The sequence below is a fragment of the Streptomyces sp. NPDC091272 genome (assembly GCF_044757485.1).
Classification (GTDB): domain Bacteria; phylum Actinomycetota; class Actinomycetes; order Streptomycetales; family Streptomycetaceae; genus Streptomyces.
Genome location: NZ_JBIVVC010000011.1, coordinates 20,657 through 35,635, shown reverse-complemented (window position 1 = coordinate 35,635; position 14,979 = coordinate 20,657). Strand labels below are relative to the sequence as shown.

General features: G+C 73.5%; 12 protein-coding genes. 5 read left to right on the top strand and 7 right to left on the bottom strand.

The window, feature by feature from the left end:
- Window positions 1–148 precede the first annotated feature (148 nt).
- Both mycP and ACIQM4_RS26490 read right to left on the bottom strand, forming a co-directional pair.
- Window positions 149–1,363, bottom strand: a complete 1,215-nt coding sequence (gene mycP / locus ACIQM4_RS26495) for a type VII secretion-associated serine protease mycosin (RefSeq protein WP_401596340.1) — start codon at window positions 1,361–1,363, stop codon at window positions 149–151.
- The gene (locus tag ACIQM4_RS26490) at window positions 1,360–2,226 is read right to left on the bottom strand and encodes a hypothetical protein (protein WP_401596856.1); all 867 of its coding nucleotides are present in this window, start codon (window positions 2,224–2,226) and stop codon (window positions 1,360–1,362) included. The genes mycP and ACIQM4_RS26490 overlap by 4 nt, the downstream gene beginning before the upstream one ends.
- 876 nt (window positions 2,227–3,102) lie before the next feature.
- On the opposite strand from ACIQM4_RS26490, the gene ACIQM4_RS26485 reads away from it, so the two are divergent.
- The gene (locus ACIQM4_RS26485) at window positions 3,103–4,341 is read left to right on the top strand and encodes an amino acid deaminase/aldolase (protein WP_401596337.1); all 1,239 of its coding nucleotides are present in this window, start codon (window positions 3,103–3,105) and stop codon (window positions 4,339–4,341) included.
- A 93-nt stretch (window positions 4,342–4,434) separates the two neighbouring features.
- On the opposite strand, the gene ACIQM4_RS26480 is transcribed toward ACIQM4_RS26485, so the two are convergent.
- The 4 genes from ACIQM4_RS26480 to ACIQM4_RS26465 all read right to left on the bottom strand — a co-directional run bounded on the left by ACIQM4_RS26480 (window position 4,435) and on the right by ACIQM4_RS26465 (window position 9,464).
- Complete coding sequence (locus ACIQM4_RS26480) at window positions 4,435–5,595, bottom strand: DUF2510 domain-containing protein (protein ID WP_401596334.1); 1,161 nt, start codon at window positions 5,593–5,595, stop codon at window positions 4,435–4,437.
- 67 nt (window positions 5,596–5,662) lie between these two features.
- Window positions 5,663–6,448 (bottom strand): 3-oxoacyl-ACP reductase, encoded by a 786-nt coding sequence (locus ACIQM4_RS26475; protein ID WP_401596331.1) that lies wholly within the window; start codon window positions 6,446–6,448, stop codon window positions 5,663–5,665.
- A 5-nt stretch (window positions 6,449–6,453) separates the two neighbouring features.
- Entirely contained in the window at window positions 6,454–7,806 is a 1,353-nt protein-coding gene (locus ACIQM4_RS26470; protein WP_401596328.1) for an aldehyde dehydrogenase family protein, read from the bottom strand.
- A gap of 293 nt (window positions 7,807–8,099) precedes the next feature.
- Window positions 8,100–9,464 carry a glutamine synthetase family protein gene (locus ACIQM4_RS26465; RefSeq protein WP_401596853.1) on the bottom strand — a complete coding sequence of 455 codons (1,365 nt, stop codon included), beginning with the start codon at window positions 9,462–9,464 and terminating at the stop codon, window positions 8,100–8,102.
- A gap of 132 nt (window positions 9,465–9,596) precedes the next feature.
- Between ACIQM4_RS26465 and ACIQM4_RS26460 the strand changes: the two genes are divergently transcribed.
- The 4 genes from ACIQM4_RS26460 (at window position 9,597) to ACIQM4_RS26445 (ending at window position 14,470) form a co-directional block, all read left to right on the top strand.
- Window positions 9,597–10,322: a FadR/GntR family transcriptional regulator gene (locus ACIQM4_RS26460; protein WP_401596325.1), complete on the top strand. Its 726-nt coding sequence runs from the start codon at window positions 9,597–9,599 to the stop codon at window positions 10,320–10,322.
- A gap of 117 nt (window positions 10,323–10,439) precedes the next feature.
- Window positions 10,440–11,975, top strand: coding sequence for an ethanolamine permease (gene eat / locus ACIQM4_RS26455; RefSeq protein WP_401596323.1), 1,536 nt, complete (start codon window positions 10,440–10,442; stop codon window positions 11,973–11,975).
- Between the two features lie 32 nt (window positions 11,976–12,007).
- Window positions 12,008–12,790: a gamma-glutamyl-gamma-aminobutyrate hydrolase family protein gene (locus ACIQM4_RS26450; protein ID WP_401596320.1), complete on the top strand. Its 783-nt coding sequence runs from the start codon at window positions 12,008–12,010 to the stop codon at window positions 12,788–12,790.
- Between the two features lie 192 nt (window positions 12,791–12,982).
- A complete protein-coding gene (locus tag ACIQM4_RS26445; RefSeq protein WP_401596317.1) occupies window positions 12,983–14,470 on the top strand; it encodes an SDR family oxidoreductase in 1,488 nt (495 codons plus the stop codon).
- 75 nt (window positions 14,471–14,545) lie between these two features.
- On the opposite strand, the gene ACIQM4_RS26440 is transcribed toward ACIQM4_RS26445, so the two are convergent.
- On the bottom strand, window positions 14,546–14,944 hold the full coding sequence (locus tag ACIQM4_RS26440; RefSeq protein WP_401596315.1) for a hypothetical protein: 399 nt from the start codon (window positions 14,942–14,944) through the stop codon (window positions 14,546–14,548).
- Window positions 14,945–14,979 lie beyond the last annotated feature (35 nt).

Sequence of the window (14,979 nt, the reverse complement as noted above, 5' to 3'; positions counted from 1 at the left end):
CGACCGGCCGCCCCGTGGTCGGCGGGTCCGTGATGTGCGTGGCCGACCGCGCCCTGCGGTCGGGGCAGTCCTGCGGTGGGGTCCGTGGCTGACCGCGCCCTACGGTCGGGGGTCCGTGGGGTGCGCGGCCGACCGGCTCCCCGGCCCGTCAGTGGGGGTGGCCCCTGCGCCACACCGTCACTCCTGCCCCCAGCACCAGTACCCCCAGCGCCCCGGCCACCAGCGCCCACACCCCGGGGCCCACCGGTCCTTCATCCGGTGTCTCCGGGCCCGCGCCGAAGTACTTCTTCGGGTAGCCCGCCGCCGTCGACCGCACCGTCGTGCCGCGTCCGCCCGCCGCGATGGCCGCCGCCGGGTCGACCATTCCGTGGCCGCGGGAGTCGTCCCTGCCGCCCTGCGGCGCGTCCCTCGCGGTCCTCGCCAGCAGCCGCTTGATCTCGGCCGGCGGCAGGTCCGGGTGCGCGGCCCGCACCAGTGCCACCGCCCCCGACACGAAGGCCGCCGCCGCGCTGGTGCCCCATCCCTCGTAGTAGCTGTGGTCCGGGTCCGCGATCACGACGTCGTCGCCCGGTGCGGCCACGGTCGCGTACCAGCGCCGGGTCGAGAAGGAGGCGTGCGTACCGGCCTCGTTGACCGCCGTCACCGCGATCACGCCGGGGTAGGCGGCCGGGTAGGAGATGTGGTCGCCCTTCTCACCGCCGTTGCCCGCGGAGGCGACGACGACGGCGCCCTTGCCCAGCGCGTACTGGACGGCCGCGTCCTCCTCCGCCTCCGGGTGCGCGGACTCGCTGTCGTCGCCCAGCGACAGGTTGATCACGTCGGCGCCCTCGTCGACTGCCCGTCGGATGCCCTTGGCGAGGGCGTTGCCGCGGGACTCGCGCGCCTTGTCGCGGGCCGGGTCGCCGCCTTCGAGGATCACTCTGATGGGCAGGATCTTCGCCTCGGGGGCGATGCCGAGCACGCCCTCGCCGCGTCCGGGGCCGTGACCGTGGCCCGCGATGATGGACGCCATCGCGGTGCCGTGCCTGGCCCACGCGCGGTCACCGCTCCTTGCCCCGAAGCCGACGAGGTCGTGGCCCTTGAGCACGTTGCCCCGCAGGTCGGGGTGCTGGTCGTCGACCCCGGTGTCGAGCACGGCGACCGTCATGCCGGCGCCCTTGGTGGTGCGCCAGGCCTCCTGCGTGTGCAGCGCCGCGAGTCCCCACTGCTTGTCCCGGATGGTGTCCGCGTACGCGACGGGGGCCGGCAGCACCGCGAGCAGCGCCGCGGAGAGCGCGGAGGCCGCCGCCGCGGTCGTCGTGCGGCGCGGGGGGCCTGACCGTCGGGCCCCGGGTCGTGGGGTGCTCGGTCGTCGGGTGCTCATCCGGGTTGCTCCGTGGCCGAGTTGACGGTGGTGCGCAGCCCGCGCTCGACACGGTCCGCGATGCCCTTGGCCTCGTGCGCGAGACCTGACTCGGCGGGGGCGGTGGTGGCGCCTGCGGCGGTGGCGGGCACGGCGGGCTGGGGGTCGGTGACGGCGCGGCCGTCGGCGAAGCCGGAGACCGCGTAGACGACGACGGGCACGTCCTTGAGGACGCTGATCGCCCAGCTGGCACGCTGTCTGTCGCCGAACGAGGCGGCGACCGTACCGGGCACCGGATACGTCCGCGGCATCAGATCGGTGCGCTCGGCGAGCCTTTCGCGGGTGAAGCGTGCGCGCAGGGCGTTCGTCGCGGTCTCGTCCGCCTGGGTGAAGACCATGCCGACGGTGGTGACGCTGCTGGTGGTGGCATCGGTGTAGGTGGCGCGCAGCAGACGTGCGCAGCCGACGGGTCCGAGGGCCTTGAGCAGGAGCGGGTCCAGGGCGTTCGCGCAGTCGCCGTCGGGGGCGACGGCGACCCGGGTCCAGGCACGGTCGGCACCGCCGGGACCCGCGCCGGAGCCCTTGAGGGTGCGGGGGAAGAGGGTGTCGACGGGGATGCTGCGCCAAGCGGTGCGGCCTTCGCCGAACCGGCTGCTCGCGGTGGGCGTCCGCGTGTCGTCCCCGGCGAGCCAACTCCCGGCGGCCGCACCGCTGATGAGCCCGGCACCGACGACGAGGCAGGCGGCCACGACGGCGATACGGGCACGGCTGCGGCCGGTGACGGGACGGAGCCGGGTGGTCGTCTCGGCGGGTGTCTCGTCGCGGGCGTAGTGCTGCGGCGGTGCGAAGTGGGCGGGCCGGGCGCCGTCCGCCCGGGGCGTCAGGTCGACGGCCCCGACCGGCCGCCGCCGAGGAGCTTCGGGAGGAAGCGGGACGGAGGCGGCCCGGCCCGGACACGGGGCACCCGCGGTGGGCGCGGAGCCCGGATACGGTGTGCCCCCGGTGGGCGCGGAGCCCGGGTACGGGTACGAGGCGCCCGGGAGCCGGTCGCCCGCGGGGGCCGTGCTCGTCGAGGTGCTCGGGTGCGGCGCGCCCGTCGTCCGGGCCGTGGGAGCTGACCCCGGCCGGGCGGCCACGGGCGCGGGCCCGGATCCCGAACCGGCGGCCATGTATGTGGGTCCGGGCCCGGATCCGGCGGCCGTCGGTGCAAGTCCGTGTTCGGGACCGGGCCCAGGTCCGGCGGCCATGGGAGCAAGTCCCGGTCCGGGCCCCGGGGCCGTGGGTGCAAGTCCGGGTCCGGAGGCCATGGGTGCCGACCCGGCCCCGGATGCGACGGATGCCCCGCTCCCGGAGGCCCCTGCCGCGGGCCCAGGTCCGGGCGCTGCCACGGGTGCTGACGGGTACCCCTGGGCGGGGGCGAACGGCGGGAAGGGCGGTCGGGGAGGGACACCGGGGCGGTGTGGTTCGGTGGTCATCCCGGCCCCCAGATCCGTCTGCTGTCCTACTCCCGGCTGCTGCCCCGCGGCAGCCCCGTCACCCGGGCCGTCGGCGGGATTTTGTCACTCTACGGGCTCGCCGGGCCGCGACGGGAACCGATGTGCGGCACGGGGCGGATCTGCCCGGATCATCCCCTTCCCCTTCAGCCCCTGCCGGGGCCCGGCGCCCCGGCGGGCAGCCCGGTCGCGAGATCGTACGACTTGTTCCATCTGGGTGACCGTCAGGACCTACCGGGCGGTAATCCACTCTGGCAAGCTGCGCCCATGACTTCCCGAGTGACTCCTCGTGCAGTTGCCCGCACTGCTCCCCGAGCCGACGACCGCGCCCGCTACGACCGGGCGACCGCACACCTCGACGGCCCGCTGGCCGTGGTCGACCTGGAGGCGTTCGACGACAACGCGGCGGACCTGGTGCGCCGGGCCGGCGGCAAGCCCGTACGGGTGGCGAGCAAGTCGGTGCGGTGCCGGGCGCTGCTGGAGCGCGTACTGGCGAAGGACGGGTTCGAAGGGGTGATGTCCTACACCCTGGCCGAGTCGTTGTGGCTGGCCCGCTCCGGTTTCGACGACGTGCTGCTCGCCTACCCGTCCGCCGACCGCGCCGCCTACGCGGAGCTGGCCGCCGATCCGAAGCTGGCCGCCGCGGTGACCGTGATGGTGGACGACCCCGCGCAGCTGGAGCTGATCGAGCGGGCGCGGGACGGCGGCACGGAGGAGATCCGGGTCTGCCTGGAGCTGGACACCTCGCTGCGGATGCTCGGCGGGCGGATCAGGATCGGCGCGCTGCGCTCGCCGCTGCGCGAGCCCGCGCAACTCGCCGAGCTGGCCCGGTCGATCGACCGGCGGTCCGGCTTCCGGCTGGTCGGGATCATGGCGTACGAGGGCCATGTGGCAGGGGTCGGCGACAGCGTCGCGGGCCGGCCAGTGCGGTCTCGGACGGTGCGGGCGATGCAGGGCGTGGCGCGCCGGGAGCTGGCGGTGCGGCGGGCGGCCGTCGTCCGCGCGGTCAGGTCGGTCGTACCGGGCCTGGAGTTCGTGAACGGCGGCGGGACCGGCAGCGTCGAGAGCACCGTCGCGGAGGACGCCGTGACCGAGGTGGCGGCCGGGTCGGGGCTCTATGTGCCGCGGCTGTTCGACAACTACCGTTCGTTCACCGGGCGTCCGGCCGCCCTCTTCGCCATGCCCGTCGTACGGCGGCCGGGGGTCGGCGTCGTGACGGTGCTCGGGGGCGGCTATCCGGCGTCGGGGGTCGCGGGCCCCGACCGCTCCCCCGTGCCGTACCTGCCCGAGGGGTTGCGCTACGACGCCCAGGAGGGGGCCGGCGAGGTGCAGACGCCGTTGCTCGGAGCGGCGGCGGACGATCTCCTGATCGGCGACAAGGTGTGGTTCCGGCACGCCAAGGCGGGTGAACTGTGCGAGCGGTTCGACCGGTTGCAGCTGATCGAGGGCGACCGGGTGATGGACACCGCCCCTACGTACCGGGGCGAGGGCCACACCTTCCTCTAGTTCCGTGGTGAAGGGCCTGCCGTCGGGACATCTAGTTCCGTGGTGAAGGGCCCCCCGTCGGGACATCGCCGGCTCGCGTGTCCCGGTGCGGGGTCAGGACATGCTGCGGATGCCCTGGGTGATCCGGTCCATGCCGTCGACCGGTGGGCCGCCGGGGCCCGCGTCGAACTGGAAGCGGACCAGGACGATCGACCCGGGGCCCAGGCTGCTGGGGAAGGCCAGGGACTGGACGTGGCCGCCCGCGCCCTTGCCCGTGACGACCTTCCAGCGGACCAGGTAGCCCTGCTTGCCGGCGACCGTCACGGCCTGCGACTTGACCACGGTGTGGGACTTCAGCCCGCCGTACTTCTGCCGGCCGAGGGTGTCCCGGCCGTAGGCGAGGTCGGCGGCCTTGGTGATGTCGGCCTTCGCGACGGCCTCCGCGGTGCTCTGGTCGGCGGGCGCGGTACGGGAGGTGACCGTGCCGTGGTGGCAGTAGCCGCCGTCGGCGGGGCAGTCGTAGAACTCGGTGGTCTGCATGGTGGCGGCCTCGCGGTCACCGCCGTACTCGGGCTTCTCCCAGCCGTCGAGGATCGGCAGCGTGATGCCGTTGAGCTGGTCGGGGAGGGTGGCCGCGTCGCCCCCGGCCGCCGGGGCGGACGGCGAGACGGGCGGCGGGGTGGGCAGGTTGTCGCCGCCGCCCGGTACCTGGGTGGCCGAAGTGGGCGCCGCCTGAGGGGGCTCGGTGTCGTCGCCCTGCCCGAGCACGACCACGCCGGTGACGATCGCGGCGACCAGGACGACTCCCGCGGTGCCGACCGCGATCAGCGCGCCCCTGCTGAGACCGCCGCCTCCCGAGCCGCCCTGGGCGGGCGCCGCCCGCGGGGGCTGCGGGGCGCCGTACTGCTGCGGAACGGCGCCCGGGCGCCCGAATCCCGGCGGCTGCTGCGGGTCGGCGGCCGGGTGCCCGTACCCCTGCGGCGGCTGCGGGGCAGCGCCCGGGTGCCCGTACCCCTGCGGCGGTTGCGGGGCAGCGCCCGGTTGCCCGTACCCCTGCGGGGCGGCGCCCGGATACCCGTACCCCTGCGGCGGGGCGGCGGCCGGGTAGCCGTACCCCTGTTGCGGCGGGCCGGGCTGCGGGGTCGCGGGGGCCGGGGGCTGCTGGGGGCCGCCCGGCGCGCGGGTTCGGGTGCTCCAGGCGTTGCCGTCCCACCAGCGCTCCTGGGTGGGGGCGCTGGGGTCCTGGTACCAGCCGGGCGGGGTCGTCATGCTCATGCGGCTCACCTTAGAGGGCGGGCGCGCCGGACCGGCCGCCCGTCCGCCGGCTGCTCCCGGGCCGGGACTAGAGCGGGGTGACGTACGCGCCGGAGATGCCGCCGTCCACCAGGAAGTCCGTCGCGTTGACGAAGGACGAGTCGTCGCTGGCGAGGAAGGCCACGGCCGCCGCGATCTCGGTCGCCTCGGCGAACCGGCCGAGCGGGATGTGCACGAGGCGGCGGGCCGCCCGCTCCGGGTCGGAGGCGAACAGCTCCTGGAGCAGCGGGGTGTTGACCGGCCCCGGGCAGAGCGCGTTGACCCGGATTCCCTCGCGGGCGAACTGCACGCCCAGCTCGCGCGACATGGCGAGGACGCCGCCCTTGGAGGCGGTGTACGAGATCTGGGAGGTCGCGGCGCCCATGACGGCCACGAAGGACGCGGTGTTGATGATCGAGCCGCGGCCCTGGCGCTGCATGTAGGGGAGGGCGGCCTTGCAGCAGAGGTAGACGGAGGTGAGGTTGACGTCCTGGACCCGCTTCCAGGCGTCGAGCCCGGTGGTGAGGATCGAGTCGTCGTCGGGCGGGCTGATGCCCGCGTTGTTGAAGGCGATGTCGACGCTGCCGTAGGTGTCGTACGCGGCCCGGAAGAGCGCGTCGACCTGTTCGGCGTCGGTGACGTCGACCTTGACGAAGGTGCCGCCCACCATGGCGGCGGCGGCCTTGCCCGCGAACTCGTCGATGTCGCCGCAGACGACGTTCGCTCCCTCGGAGGCCAGGCGGCGGGCGGTGGCGAGGCCGATTCCGCTGCCCGCGCCGGTGATGACGGCGGTACGGCCGACCAGGCGTCGGCAGACGATCTCTTCGGTGGTCATGTGGATCAGGCCTCCGTGCTGATGAAGACGTTCTTGGTCTCGGTGAATGCGGTGAGGGCGTCGGGGCCCAGCTCGCGGCCCAGGCCGGACTGACGGTAACCGCCGAAGGGGGTCCAGTAGCGCACGCTGCTGTGGGAGTTGACGGCCAGGTTCCCCGCGCGGACGGCCTGCGCGACACGCAGCGCACGGCCCACGTCCCGGGTCCAGACGGAGCCGGCGAGGCCGTACTCGGTGGCGTTGGCGAGGCGGATCGCGTCGGCCTCGTCGTCGAAGGGGAGCACCACGGCTACGGGGCCGAAGATCTCCTCGACGGCGGCGGGCGCGTCGGGCGCGAGACCGGTGAGGACGGTCGGCGGGAACCAGAAGCCGGGGCCCTCGGGGGCGCTCCCGCGGATCGCCTGCGCGTCTTCGGGGACGTACGAACGCACCCTGTCGAGCTGCGCCTTGGAGATCAGCGGGCCCATCTGGGTCTTCTCGTCCGCGGGGTCGCCGACGACGACGGACTCGACGGCGGGGGTGAGGAGGGCGAGGAAGCGGTCGTGGACGGTGCGCTCGACGAGGATGCGGGTGCGGGCGCAGCAGTCCTGTCCTGAGTTGTCCAGGAAGGACATCGGGGTGGCCGCGACGGCCGCTTCGAGGTCGGCGTCCGCGAAGACGATGTTGGGGCTCTTGCCGCCGAGTTCGAGGGTCACGCGTTTCACGCGGTCAGCGCACTTGGCCATGATCTGTTTGCCGACCCGGGTGGAGCCGGTGAAGACGATCTTGGCGACGTCGGGGTGTTCGACGAGTGCGTTGCCCGCGACGGGCCCCTCGCCGGGCAGTACCTGGAAGAGGTGCTCGGGAAGTCCTGATTCCAGGGCGAGTTCGGCGAGCCGAAGGGCCGTGAGCGGGGTGGTCTCGGCGGGCTTGAGGAGCACCGCGTTGCCGGCGGCCAGCGCGGGGGCCGTCGCCCAGGCGGCGATCGGCATGGGGAAGTTCCACGGGGCGATGACTCCGACGACGCCCAGCGGTTCGAGGATCGTCACGTCGAGGCCGCCGGGGACGGGGATCTGGCGGCCGTTGAGGCGCTCCGCTCCCCCGGCGCAGTAGTCGAGGAGGTCGCGGACGTTGCCCGCCTCCCAGCGGGCGTTGCCGAGGGTGTGGCCTGCTTCCCGTACCTCCAGCAGGGCGAGTTCCTCGATGTGCTCGTCCACGGTGGCGGCGAAGCGGCGGAGGTGGCGGGCGCGGTCCGCGGGGGCGGCGGCGGCCCAGGCGCGCTGGGCGGCCACGGCCCGCACCACTGCCGCGTCGACGTCGGCGGGGGTCGCGGCGGGGACGGTGGCGACGAGTTCTTCGGTGGCGGGGTTCAGGATCTGCAAGGGGGCTGGTTCCTTACTGTGGCGGGGCCGGGGCAGGCTTTCAGGGGCGGCGCGAACTGCACGTTCAGCCGCGGCGAGATACGGGGAGCTGCGCCGTCAGCCGCGGGGGCTGCGGGGTCGGCCGCGGGGGCCTGCGGGGTCGGCCGCGGGGGCTGCGGGGTCGGCCGCGGGGGCCTGCGGGGTCGGCCGCGAGGGTTGCGGGGTCGGCCGCGGGGGCTGCGCGGTCGGCCGCGAGGGTTGCGGGGTCAGCCGCGAGAGTTGCGCGGTCAGCCGCGCCGCACCCGCGCGGAGAGTCACATCCGTTCGAAGGACCGGCGGAGCTCCCAGTCCGTGACCGCCGCGTCGAACGCGTCCAGTTCGACGCGCGCCATGTTGGCGTAGTGCGCCACCACCTCGTCACCGAACGCGGCCTGCGCGACGGGGCTGGCGGCCCACAGCCGCGCCGCCTCCCGCAGCGTGGTGGGGACGTGCTCGTAGTCGGCGGTGTACGCGTTCCCCGTGCAAGGTTCGGGCAGTTCGAGTTTGTGCTCGACGCCGTGCAGACCGGCCGCGATCAGGCCCGCGACGGCGAGGTAGGGGTTGACGTCGCCGCCCGGGAGGCGGTTCTCGAAGCGCATCGAGGGCCCGTGGCCGACGACACGCAGCGAGCAGGTGCGGTTGTCGTGCCCCCAGGCCACCGCGGTCGGGGCGAACGAGCCGGGCTGGAAGCGTTTGTAGGAGTTGATGTTGGGGGCGTAGAGGAGGGAGAAGTCGCGCAGCGCCGCGAGCTGTCCGGCGAGGAAGTGCCGCATCAGCTGCGACATGCCCTCGGCGTCGTCGCCCGCCATGACACTGCGGTTGCCGGCGTCGCGCAACGAGAGATGGATGTGGCAGGAGTTGCCCTCACGCTCGTTGTACTTCGCCATGAAGGTGAGCGAGACGCCCTCCTGGGCGGCGATCTCCTTGGCGCCGTTCTTGTAGAGGGCGTGCTGGTCGCAGGTGGTGAGGGCCTCGTCGTACTTGAAGGCGATCTCGTGCTGGCCCGGGTTGCACTCGCCCTTGGCGGACTCCACGGTCAGGCCCGCGGCGGCCATCTCGTTGCGGATGCGGCGCAGCAGCGGCTCGACGCGCCCGGTGCCGAGGATGGAGTAGTCGACGTTGTACTGGTTGACGGGCGTCAGGTCGCGGTAGTCGGCGTCCCAGGCCTGCTCGTAGGTGTCCTTGAAGACGATGAATTCGAGCTCGGTGCCGGCGTGGGCGGTGAGCCCGAGCTCGGCCAGGCGCTCCAGCTGGCGGCGGAGTATCTGGCGGGGGGCGGCCACCACGGGTGAGCCGTCGTGCCACAGCAGGTCGGCCATCAGCAGGACGGTGCCCTCGTTCCAGGGCACCCGGCGCAGGGTGGCGAGGTCGGGGCGCATGGCGAAGTCGCCGTAACCGCTGTCCCAGGACGACATGGCGTAGCCGTCGACGGTGTTGAGGTCGACGTCGACCGCGAGGAGGTAGTTGCAGCCCTCCGCGCCGTTCTCCAGTACGTCGTCGAGGAAGAACGGGGCGGCGAACCGCTTGCCCGTCAGGCGCCCCTGCATGTCGGGGAAGGCCAGTACGACGGTGTCGATCTCCCCGCTCGCGACCAGCTCGCGCAGTTCGTCGAGCGCGAGCGGGGGCGTGCGCTCTGCCACACCTGGCTGTACTGCCACGGGATGTACCTCCTTGAGTCAGCCTTGGGACAGGTCGGCGCCGGGTCTCCCGAAAGCCGGCAGGAGCCCTAAGGTATGACTCAAGACCATTGATTGGGAAGGGGGTTCGGGCGCGTGTCGGACGGTACGGAGATCGACAGGCTGACGTCGGTGCTGCGCCCGGTGCGGGCGGGCAACGGTTTCGAGGAGGCCCTGGAACAGGTGCTGCGGGTACTGCGCCTCGAACTCGTGTCCGCAGGCGAACGGCTGCCCCCCGAGCGAGAGTTGGCCGACCGGCTGCGGATAAGCCGGGTCACCCTGCGCGAGGTGCTGAAGGTGCTCCAGGAACAGGGCCTGGTGGAGAGCAGACGGGGGCGGTACGGGGGGACGTTCGTGTGCCGTCGGCCCCCGACGCCGGGCGGCGCGGAACTGCGCCGCAGGGTGCGCACGTTGGACGTGGAGGACGCGCTGCGCTTCCGTGAGGTGCTGGAGGCGGGCGCGGCCGGGCTCTGCGCCGAGCGGCACCTGACCGGCGCGGACGCGGACCGGCTGCGGGCCGCGCTGTCCGCCACCCATGACGCGCCGCTCGCCGACTACCGGCGGCAGGACACCCTGCTCCATCTGACCCTGGCCGAGCTGTCCGGCTCGCCAAGGCTGGCCGCCCAGTACGCGGCCGTGCGCGCCGAGGTGAACGAACTCCTCGACTGCATCCCCCTGTTGGTGCGCAACCTGGAGCACTCGCAGCGGCAGCACACCGCCCTGGTGGAGGCCGTGCTGGCCGGGGAGGCGCAGGCCGCGCGCGAGGTGATGCGGGGCCACTGCTCGGGAACGGCCGCCCTGTTGCGGGGGTTCCTGGCGTAACGCACCACCACGTCGGACCACGTAACCCACCTGTCATCGCACGGGGGTTGCGTACCCGCCGCCCCGGCCGCAATGGTGTGGACCCACACCATTGCCAGGCAACGGCGGGAGCGGCCCATGGCCACGGAGAATCGCACAGGTCCGACGAACCCGGAAGGGACGCCTGGGACGGCGGGTCCGGCGGACGGGCAGGAGCCGGTGGGAGCTACGGGCACGCAGGGTACGCCGGGTGCGCCGGGACCCGAGGGCGCCGACTACCTCAGGCGGCGCGCCCTGCGGCGCGGCAGCGCGGGCTGGTTGCTGCTCACCGGGCTCGGCGTCGCCTATGTCGTGTCGGGCGACTTCTCGGGCTGGAACGTGGGCCTCGCCAAGGGCGGCTTCGGCGGGCTCGCCATCGCCACCCTCCTGATGGGCGTGATGTACGCCTGCCTGGTCTTCGCCCTCGCCGAACTGTCCGCCATCCTGCCCACCGCCGGCGGCGGCTACGGCTTCGCCCGCCGGGCGCTGGGCACCTGGGGCGGGTTCCTCACCGGTACGGCGATCCTGATCGAGTACATCCTCGCGCCCGCCGCCATCTCCATCTTCATCGGCGACTACGTCGAGTCACTGAACCTCTTCGGGCTCACCTCGGGCTGGCCGGTCTATCTCGCCTGCTTCGTGATTTTCATAGGCATCCACCTGTGGGGCGTCGGGGAGGCGCTGCGCTTCAGCCTGGTCGTCACCGCGATCGCGGTGGCCGCGCTGCTGATCTTCGCGGTGGGCGCGTTCACCGAGTTCAGCGCCGACCACCTCAACGACATCCCGGTGGAGCAGGGCGCGTTCGGCGCGAACTCCTGGCTGCCGTTCGGGCTGATCGGCATCTGGTCGGCGTTCCCGTTCGGCATGTGGTTCTTCCTGGGTGTGGAGGGCGTGCCGCTGGCCGCCGAGGAGGCGAAGGACCCGGTGCGCTCGATGCCGCGCGCCCTGTCGATCTCGATGGCCGTCCTGATCCTGCTGGCCCTGCTGACGTTCTTCGCCGCGACCGGGGCGCGCGGTTCGGCCGCCGTGCAGGACGCGGGCAATCCGCTGGTGGTGGCACTCCAGGGCGACGGCGCCGCGACCGGGCTGAGCCGGTTCGTCAACTACGCGGGCCTGGCCGGACTCGTCGCCTCCTTCTTCTCGCTCATCTACGCGGGCTCCCGCCAGCTCTTCGCACTGTCCAGGGCCGGGTACCTGCCTCGCTTCCTGTCCCTCACCAGCCGCCGCAAGGCGCCGTACCTGGGCCTGCTGATCCCCGGCGCGATCGGGTTCGCGCTCGCCGCGTCGACGGGCAACGGCGCCAGGATGCTGAACATCGCGGTGTTCGGCGCGACGATCTCGTACGCCCTGATGGCCCTGTCGCACATCGTCCTGCGCCGCCGCGAACCCGAGCTGCCTCGCCCCTACCGCACCCCGGGCGGCGTCGTCACCTCGTCGACGGCCTTCGTGCTGGCGCTGTTCGCCCTGGTGGCGACGTTCCTGGTGGACACGACCGCCGCGTTCACCGCACTGGTCGTCTACGGTGTCGCACTCGCGTACTTCGCGTTCTACTCCCGGCACCGGCTGGTCGCGTCGGCCCCGGAGGAGGAGTTCGCGGCGCTCGCCGCGGCGGAGGCCGAACTCGAACGCAAGTAGCCCACGCAACAGATCAGTTGGAGGATCCGGCGGTGCCACGCAAGCCCCTCATCGGTATCAGCACGTATCTGGAGCAGTCCGTGAAGTGGGGCGTCTGGGAGCTCCCCGCCGCGCTGCTCCCGGCGGGTTACGCGCAGCTCGTCCAGGCGTCGGGCGGCGCTGCGGTCCTGCTGCCGCCCGACGACCCCGCGTACGCGGCGGAGGTGGTGGCCCGCGTCGACGCCGTGCTGGTGGCGGGCGGGCCCGACGTGGAGCCCGGCCTCTACGGGGCGCCGCGCGACCCCCGCACCGGGCCTCCGGCCGTGGCGCGGGACACCTGGGAGCTGGCCCTGATCCGGGCGGCGCTGGACGGCGGCACCCCGCTGTTGGGGGTCTGCCGGGGGATGCAGCTGCTGAACGTGGCGCTCGGCGGCACCCTCGTCCAGCACCTCGAAGGACACGCCCGGACGGTCGGCGTCTTCGGGGAGCATCCGGTGACGCCGGTGCCCGGCACCCGCTACGCGGCGCTCGTGCCGGGCCCCACCGACGTACCCGCCTACCACCACCAGGCCGTGGACCGGCTGGGCGAGGGCCTGGTGGTGTCCGCCCACGCGGCAGACGGCACCGTGGAGGCGATCGAGCTCCCGGGCCCCGCCTGGGTACTGGGCGTCCAGTGGCATCCGGAGATGGGCCAGGACCTGCGGGTGACCCAGGCCCTGGTGACGGCGGCCACCACCCACCCGGCCACCACCCCGCCGGCGACCACCCCGTCGGCCGCCGCCCCGCCGGCCCCCGCCCCGGCGTTCGCTCCCGTGTTCTCGGTCAGGCACCCCTGAACCTGGTCCGCGGTGCGGGCGGTGACCAGGCGGGCGCCCCACCGCCCACGCACGCGGGTCGCGGGCTGGCGGCGAGCACGGAGGTGACCTTTTGCGCGGGTCGGCGCGCCGTCGGGCAAGAGTTTTTCCGCCGACGCACCCGTCCGGCGCTCCCGCCGCTCCGAATTGGGGGGAGGGGCCCACAGTAGGGGGGTGAGCACAGATGGAGGCGATGGCGTGCGGTGTCTGGTGACCGGGGCGAGCGGATACATCGGCGGGCGGCTGGTACCCGAGCTGCTGGCCGCGGGGCACGAGGTGCGCTGTCTGGCGCGCACGCCCGCGAAGCTGCGGGACTTCCCGTGGTCCGAGCAGGTGGAGACGGTACGGGGCGATGTGACGGACCCGGATTCGACGGCGCGGGCGATGGCGGACGTGGACGTCGCGTACTACCTCGTGCACGCGCTGGGGACCGGCAAGGGCTTCGAGAGGACCGACCGGGAGGCGGCCGAGAACTTCGGTGAGCAGGCCCGGAAGGCCGGAGTGCGGAGGATCGTCTACCTCGGCGGGCTGACCCCCTCGGGGGTGAGCGAGCGCGAGCTGTCCCCGCACCTGCGCTCACGCACCGAGGTCGGACGGATCCTGCTGGCGTCCGGGGTGCCGACGGCCGTGCTGCGCGCCGCGGTGATCATCGGTTCCGGCTCGGCGTCCTTCGAAATGCTGCGCCACCTGACCGAGCGGCTGCCGCTGATGGTGACGCCGAGCTGGGTGCGGACCCGGATCCAGCCGATCGCCGTGCGCGACGTGCTGCGGCTGCTGGTGGGGGCGGCGGAGCTGCCCCCCGAGGTGAACCGGACCTTCGACATCGGCGGGCCCGACATCCTCACCTACCGCGACATGATGCAGCGCTACGCGCGGGTGGCGGGCCTGCCGCGGCGGCTGATCCTGCCCGTGCCGGTGCTCACCCCGCGGCTCTCCAGCCACTGGGTCGGGCTCGTCACACCGGTGCCGGCCTCGATCGCCAGGCCGCTCTCGGAGTCGCTGCGGCACGAGGTGGTCTGCACGGAGCACGACATCGACGGGTACGTACCCGGGCCGCCCGGCGGACCGGTCGGCTTCGAGCGCGCGGTGGAGCTGGCGCTGCGCCGGGTCCAGGACGCCGACGTCACCACCCGTTGGTCGTCCGCCTCGGTGCCGGGTACGCCGAGCGATCCGCTGCCCACCGACCCGGACTGGACGGGCGGCAGCCTGTACACGGACGTACGGGAAATGGTCGTCGACGCCTCGCCCGAGCAGCTGTGGCGGGTCGTGGAGGGCATCGGCGGGGAGAACGGCTGGTACTCGTTCCCGCTGGCCTGGGCGGTTCGGGGATGGCTGGACCGGCTCGTGGGCGGGGTGGGGCTGCGGCGCGGGCGGCGGGACAAGTCACGGCTGCGGGTCGGTGACTCGCTGGACTTCTGGCGGGTCGAGGAGATCGAACCGGGGAAGCTGCTGCGGCTGCGCGCCGAGATGCGGGTGCCCGGTCTCGCCTGGCTGGAGCTGCGCATGGAGCAGGACGAGCAGGGCCGTACGGTCTACCGGCAGCGGGCGGTGTTCTATCCGCACGGGCTGGCCGGGCACGCGTACTGGTGGAGCGTGGCGCCGTTCCACGGAGTGGTGTTCGGCGGAATGGTCCGTAACATCGCGGCAGCCGCGACCGCCTGACCTACCGTCACTGGGACGGTCTGTCAGGATCGGTCGCGGCGCCCCGTCGTGGGTCCGCGCGGTCGCGCCGCCGGCTCAGAGCTTCGTGCCCGCGAGGAGCTTCGTCAGGGGTCCGTGGCTGTGCTGCTCGACCTTGCGGCCGACGGCGTAGGAGACGGCGCCGATGGCCACCACTCCCGCGCCCGCCCCGGCGACGACGGCCTTGCGGTTCTGGAACAGGGTCCAGGCGGTGGTGGCCGTGGAGACGACCTTGCCGGACGCGGACTCCAGTGCCTGCTTGCCCGCCTGCACGCCCTTGAGCCCGGCAGCCGTCGCCGTCTGAGCGGCGGCGCCCGCCTTGCCGGTGGCTTCCTTCACCGTTCCGCCGGCGTCCTTGGCCTTCGAGCCGGCGTCCTTGGCCTGGTCGGTGGCGCTCGCCGCGGTCGCCTTGGCCGCGGCGGCGGTGGACTTGGCGTTCGTGTTCTGTGCAGTCATGGCCATCGGGTAACCGATAGTCAGCACGGCAAACG

Bases quoted from the DNA above. Each gene is read 5' to 3' on its own strand.
- ACIQM4_RS26440 (WP_401596315.1), bottom strand. From the start codon at position 14,944: ATGACTGCACAGAACACGAACGCCAAGTCCACCGCCGCCGCGGCCAAG.
- eat (WP_401596323.1), top strand. From the start codon at position 10,440: ATGGCCACGGAGAATCGCACAGGTCCGACGAACCCGGAAGGGACGCCT.
- ACIQM4_RS26475 (WP_401596331.1), bottom strand. From the start codon at position 6,448: ATGACCACCGAAGAGATCGTCTGCCGACGCCTGGTCGGCCGTACCGCC.
- ACIQM4_RS26480 (WP_401596334.1), bottom strand. From the start codon at position 5,595: ATGAGCATGACGACCCCGCCCGGCTGGTACCAGGACCCCAGCGCCCCC.
- mycP (WP_401596340.1), bottom strand. From the start codon at position 1,363: ATGAGCACCCGACGACCGAGCACCCCACGACCCGGGGCCCGACGGTCA.
- ACIQM4_RS26485 (WP_401596337.1), top strand. From the start codon at position 3,103: ATGACTTCCCGAGTGACTCCTCGTGCAGTTGCCCGCACTGCTCCCCGA.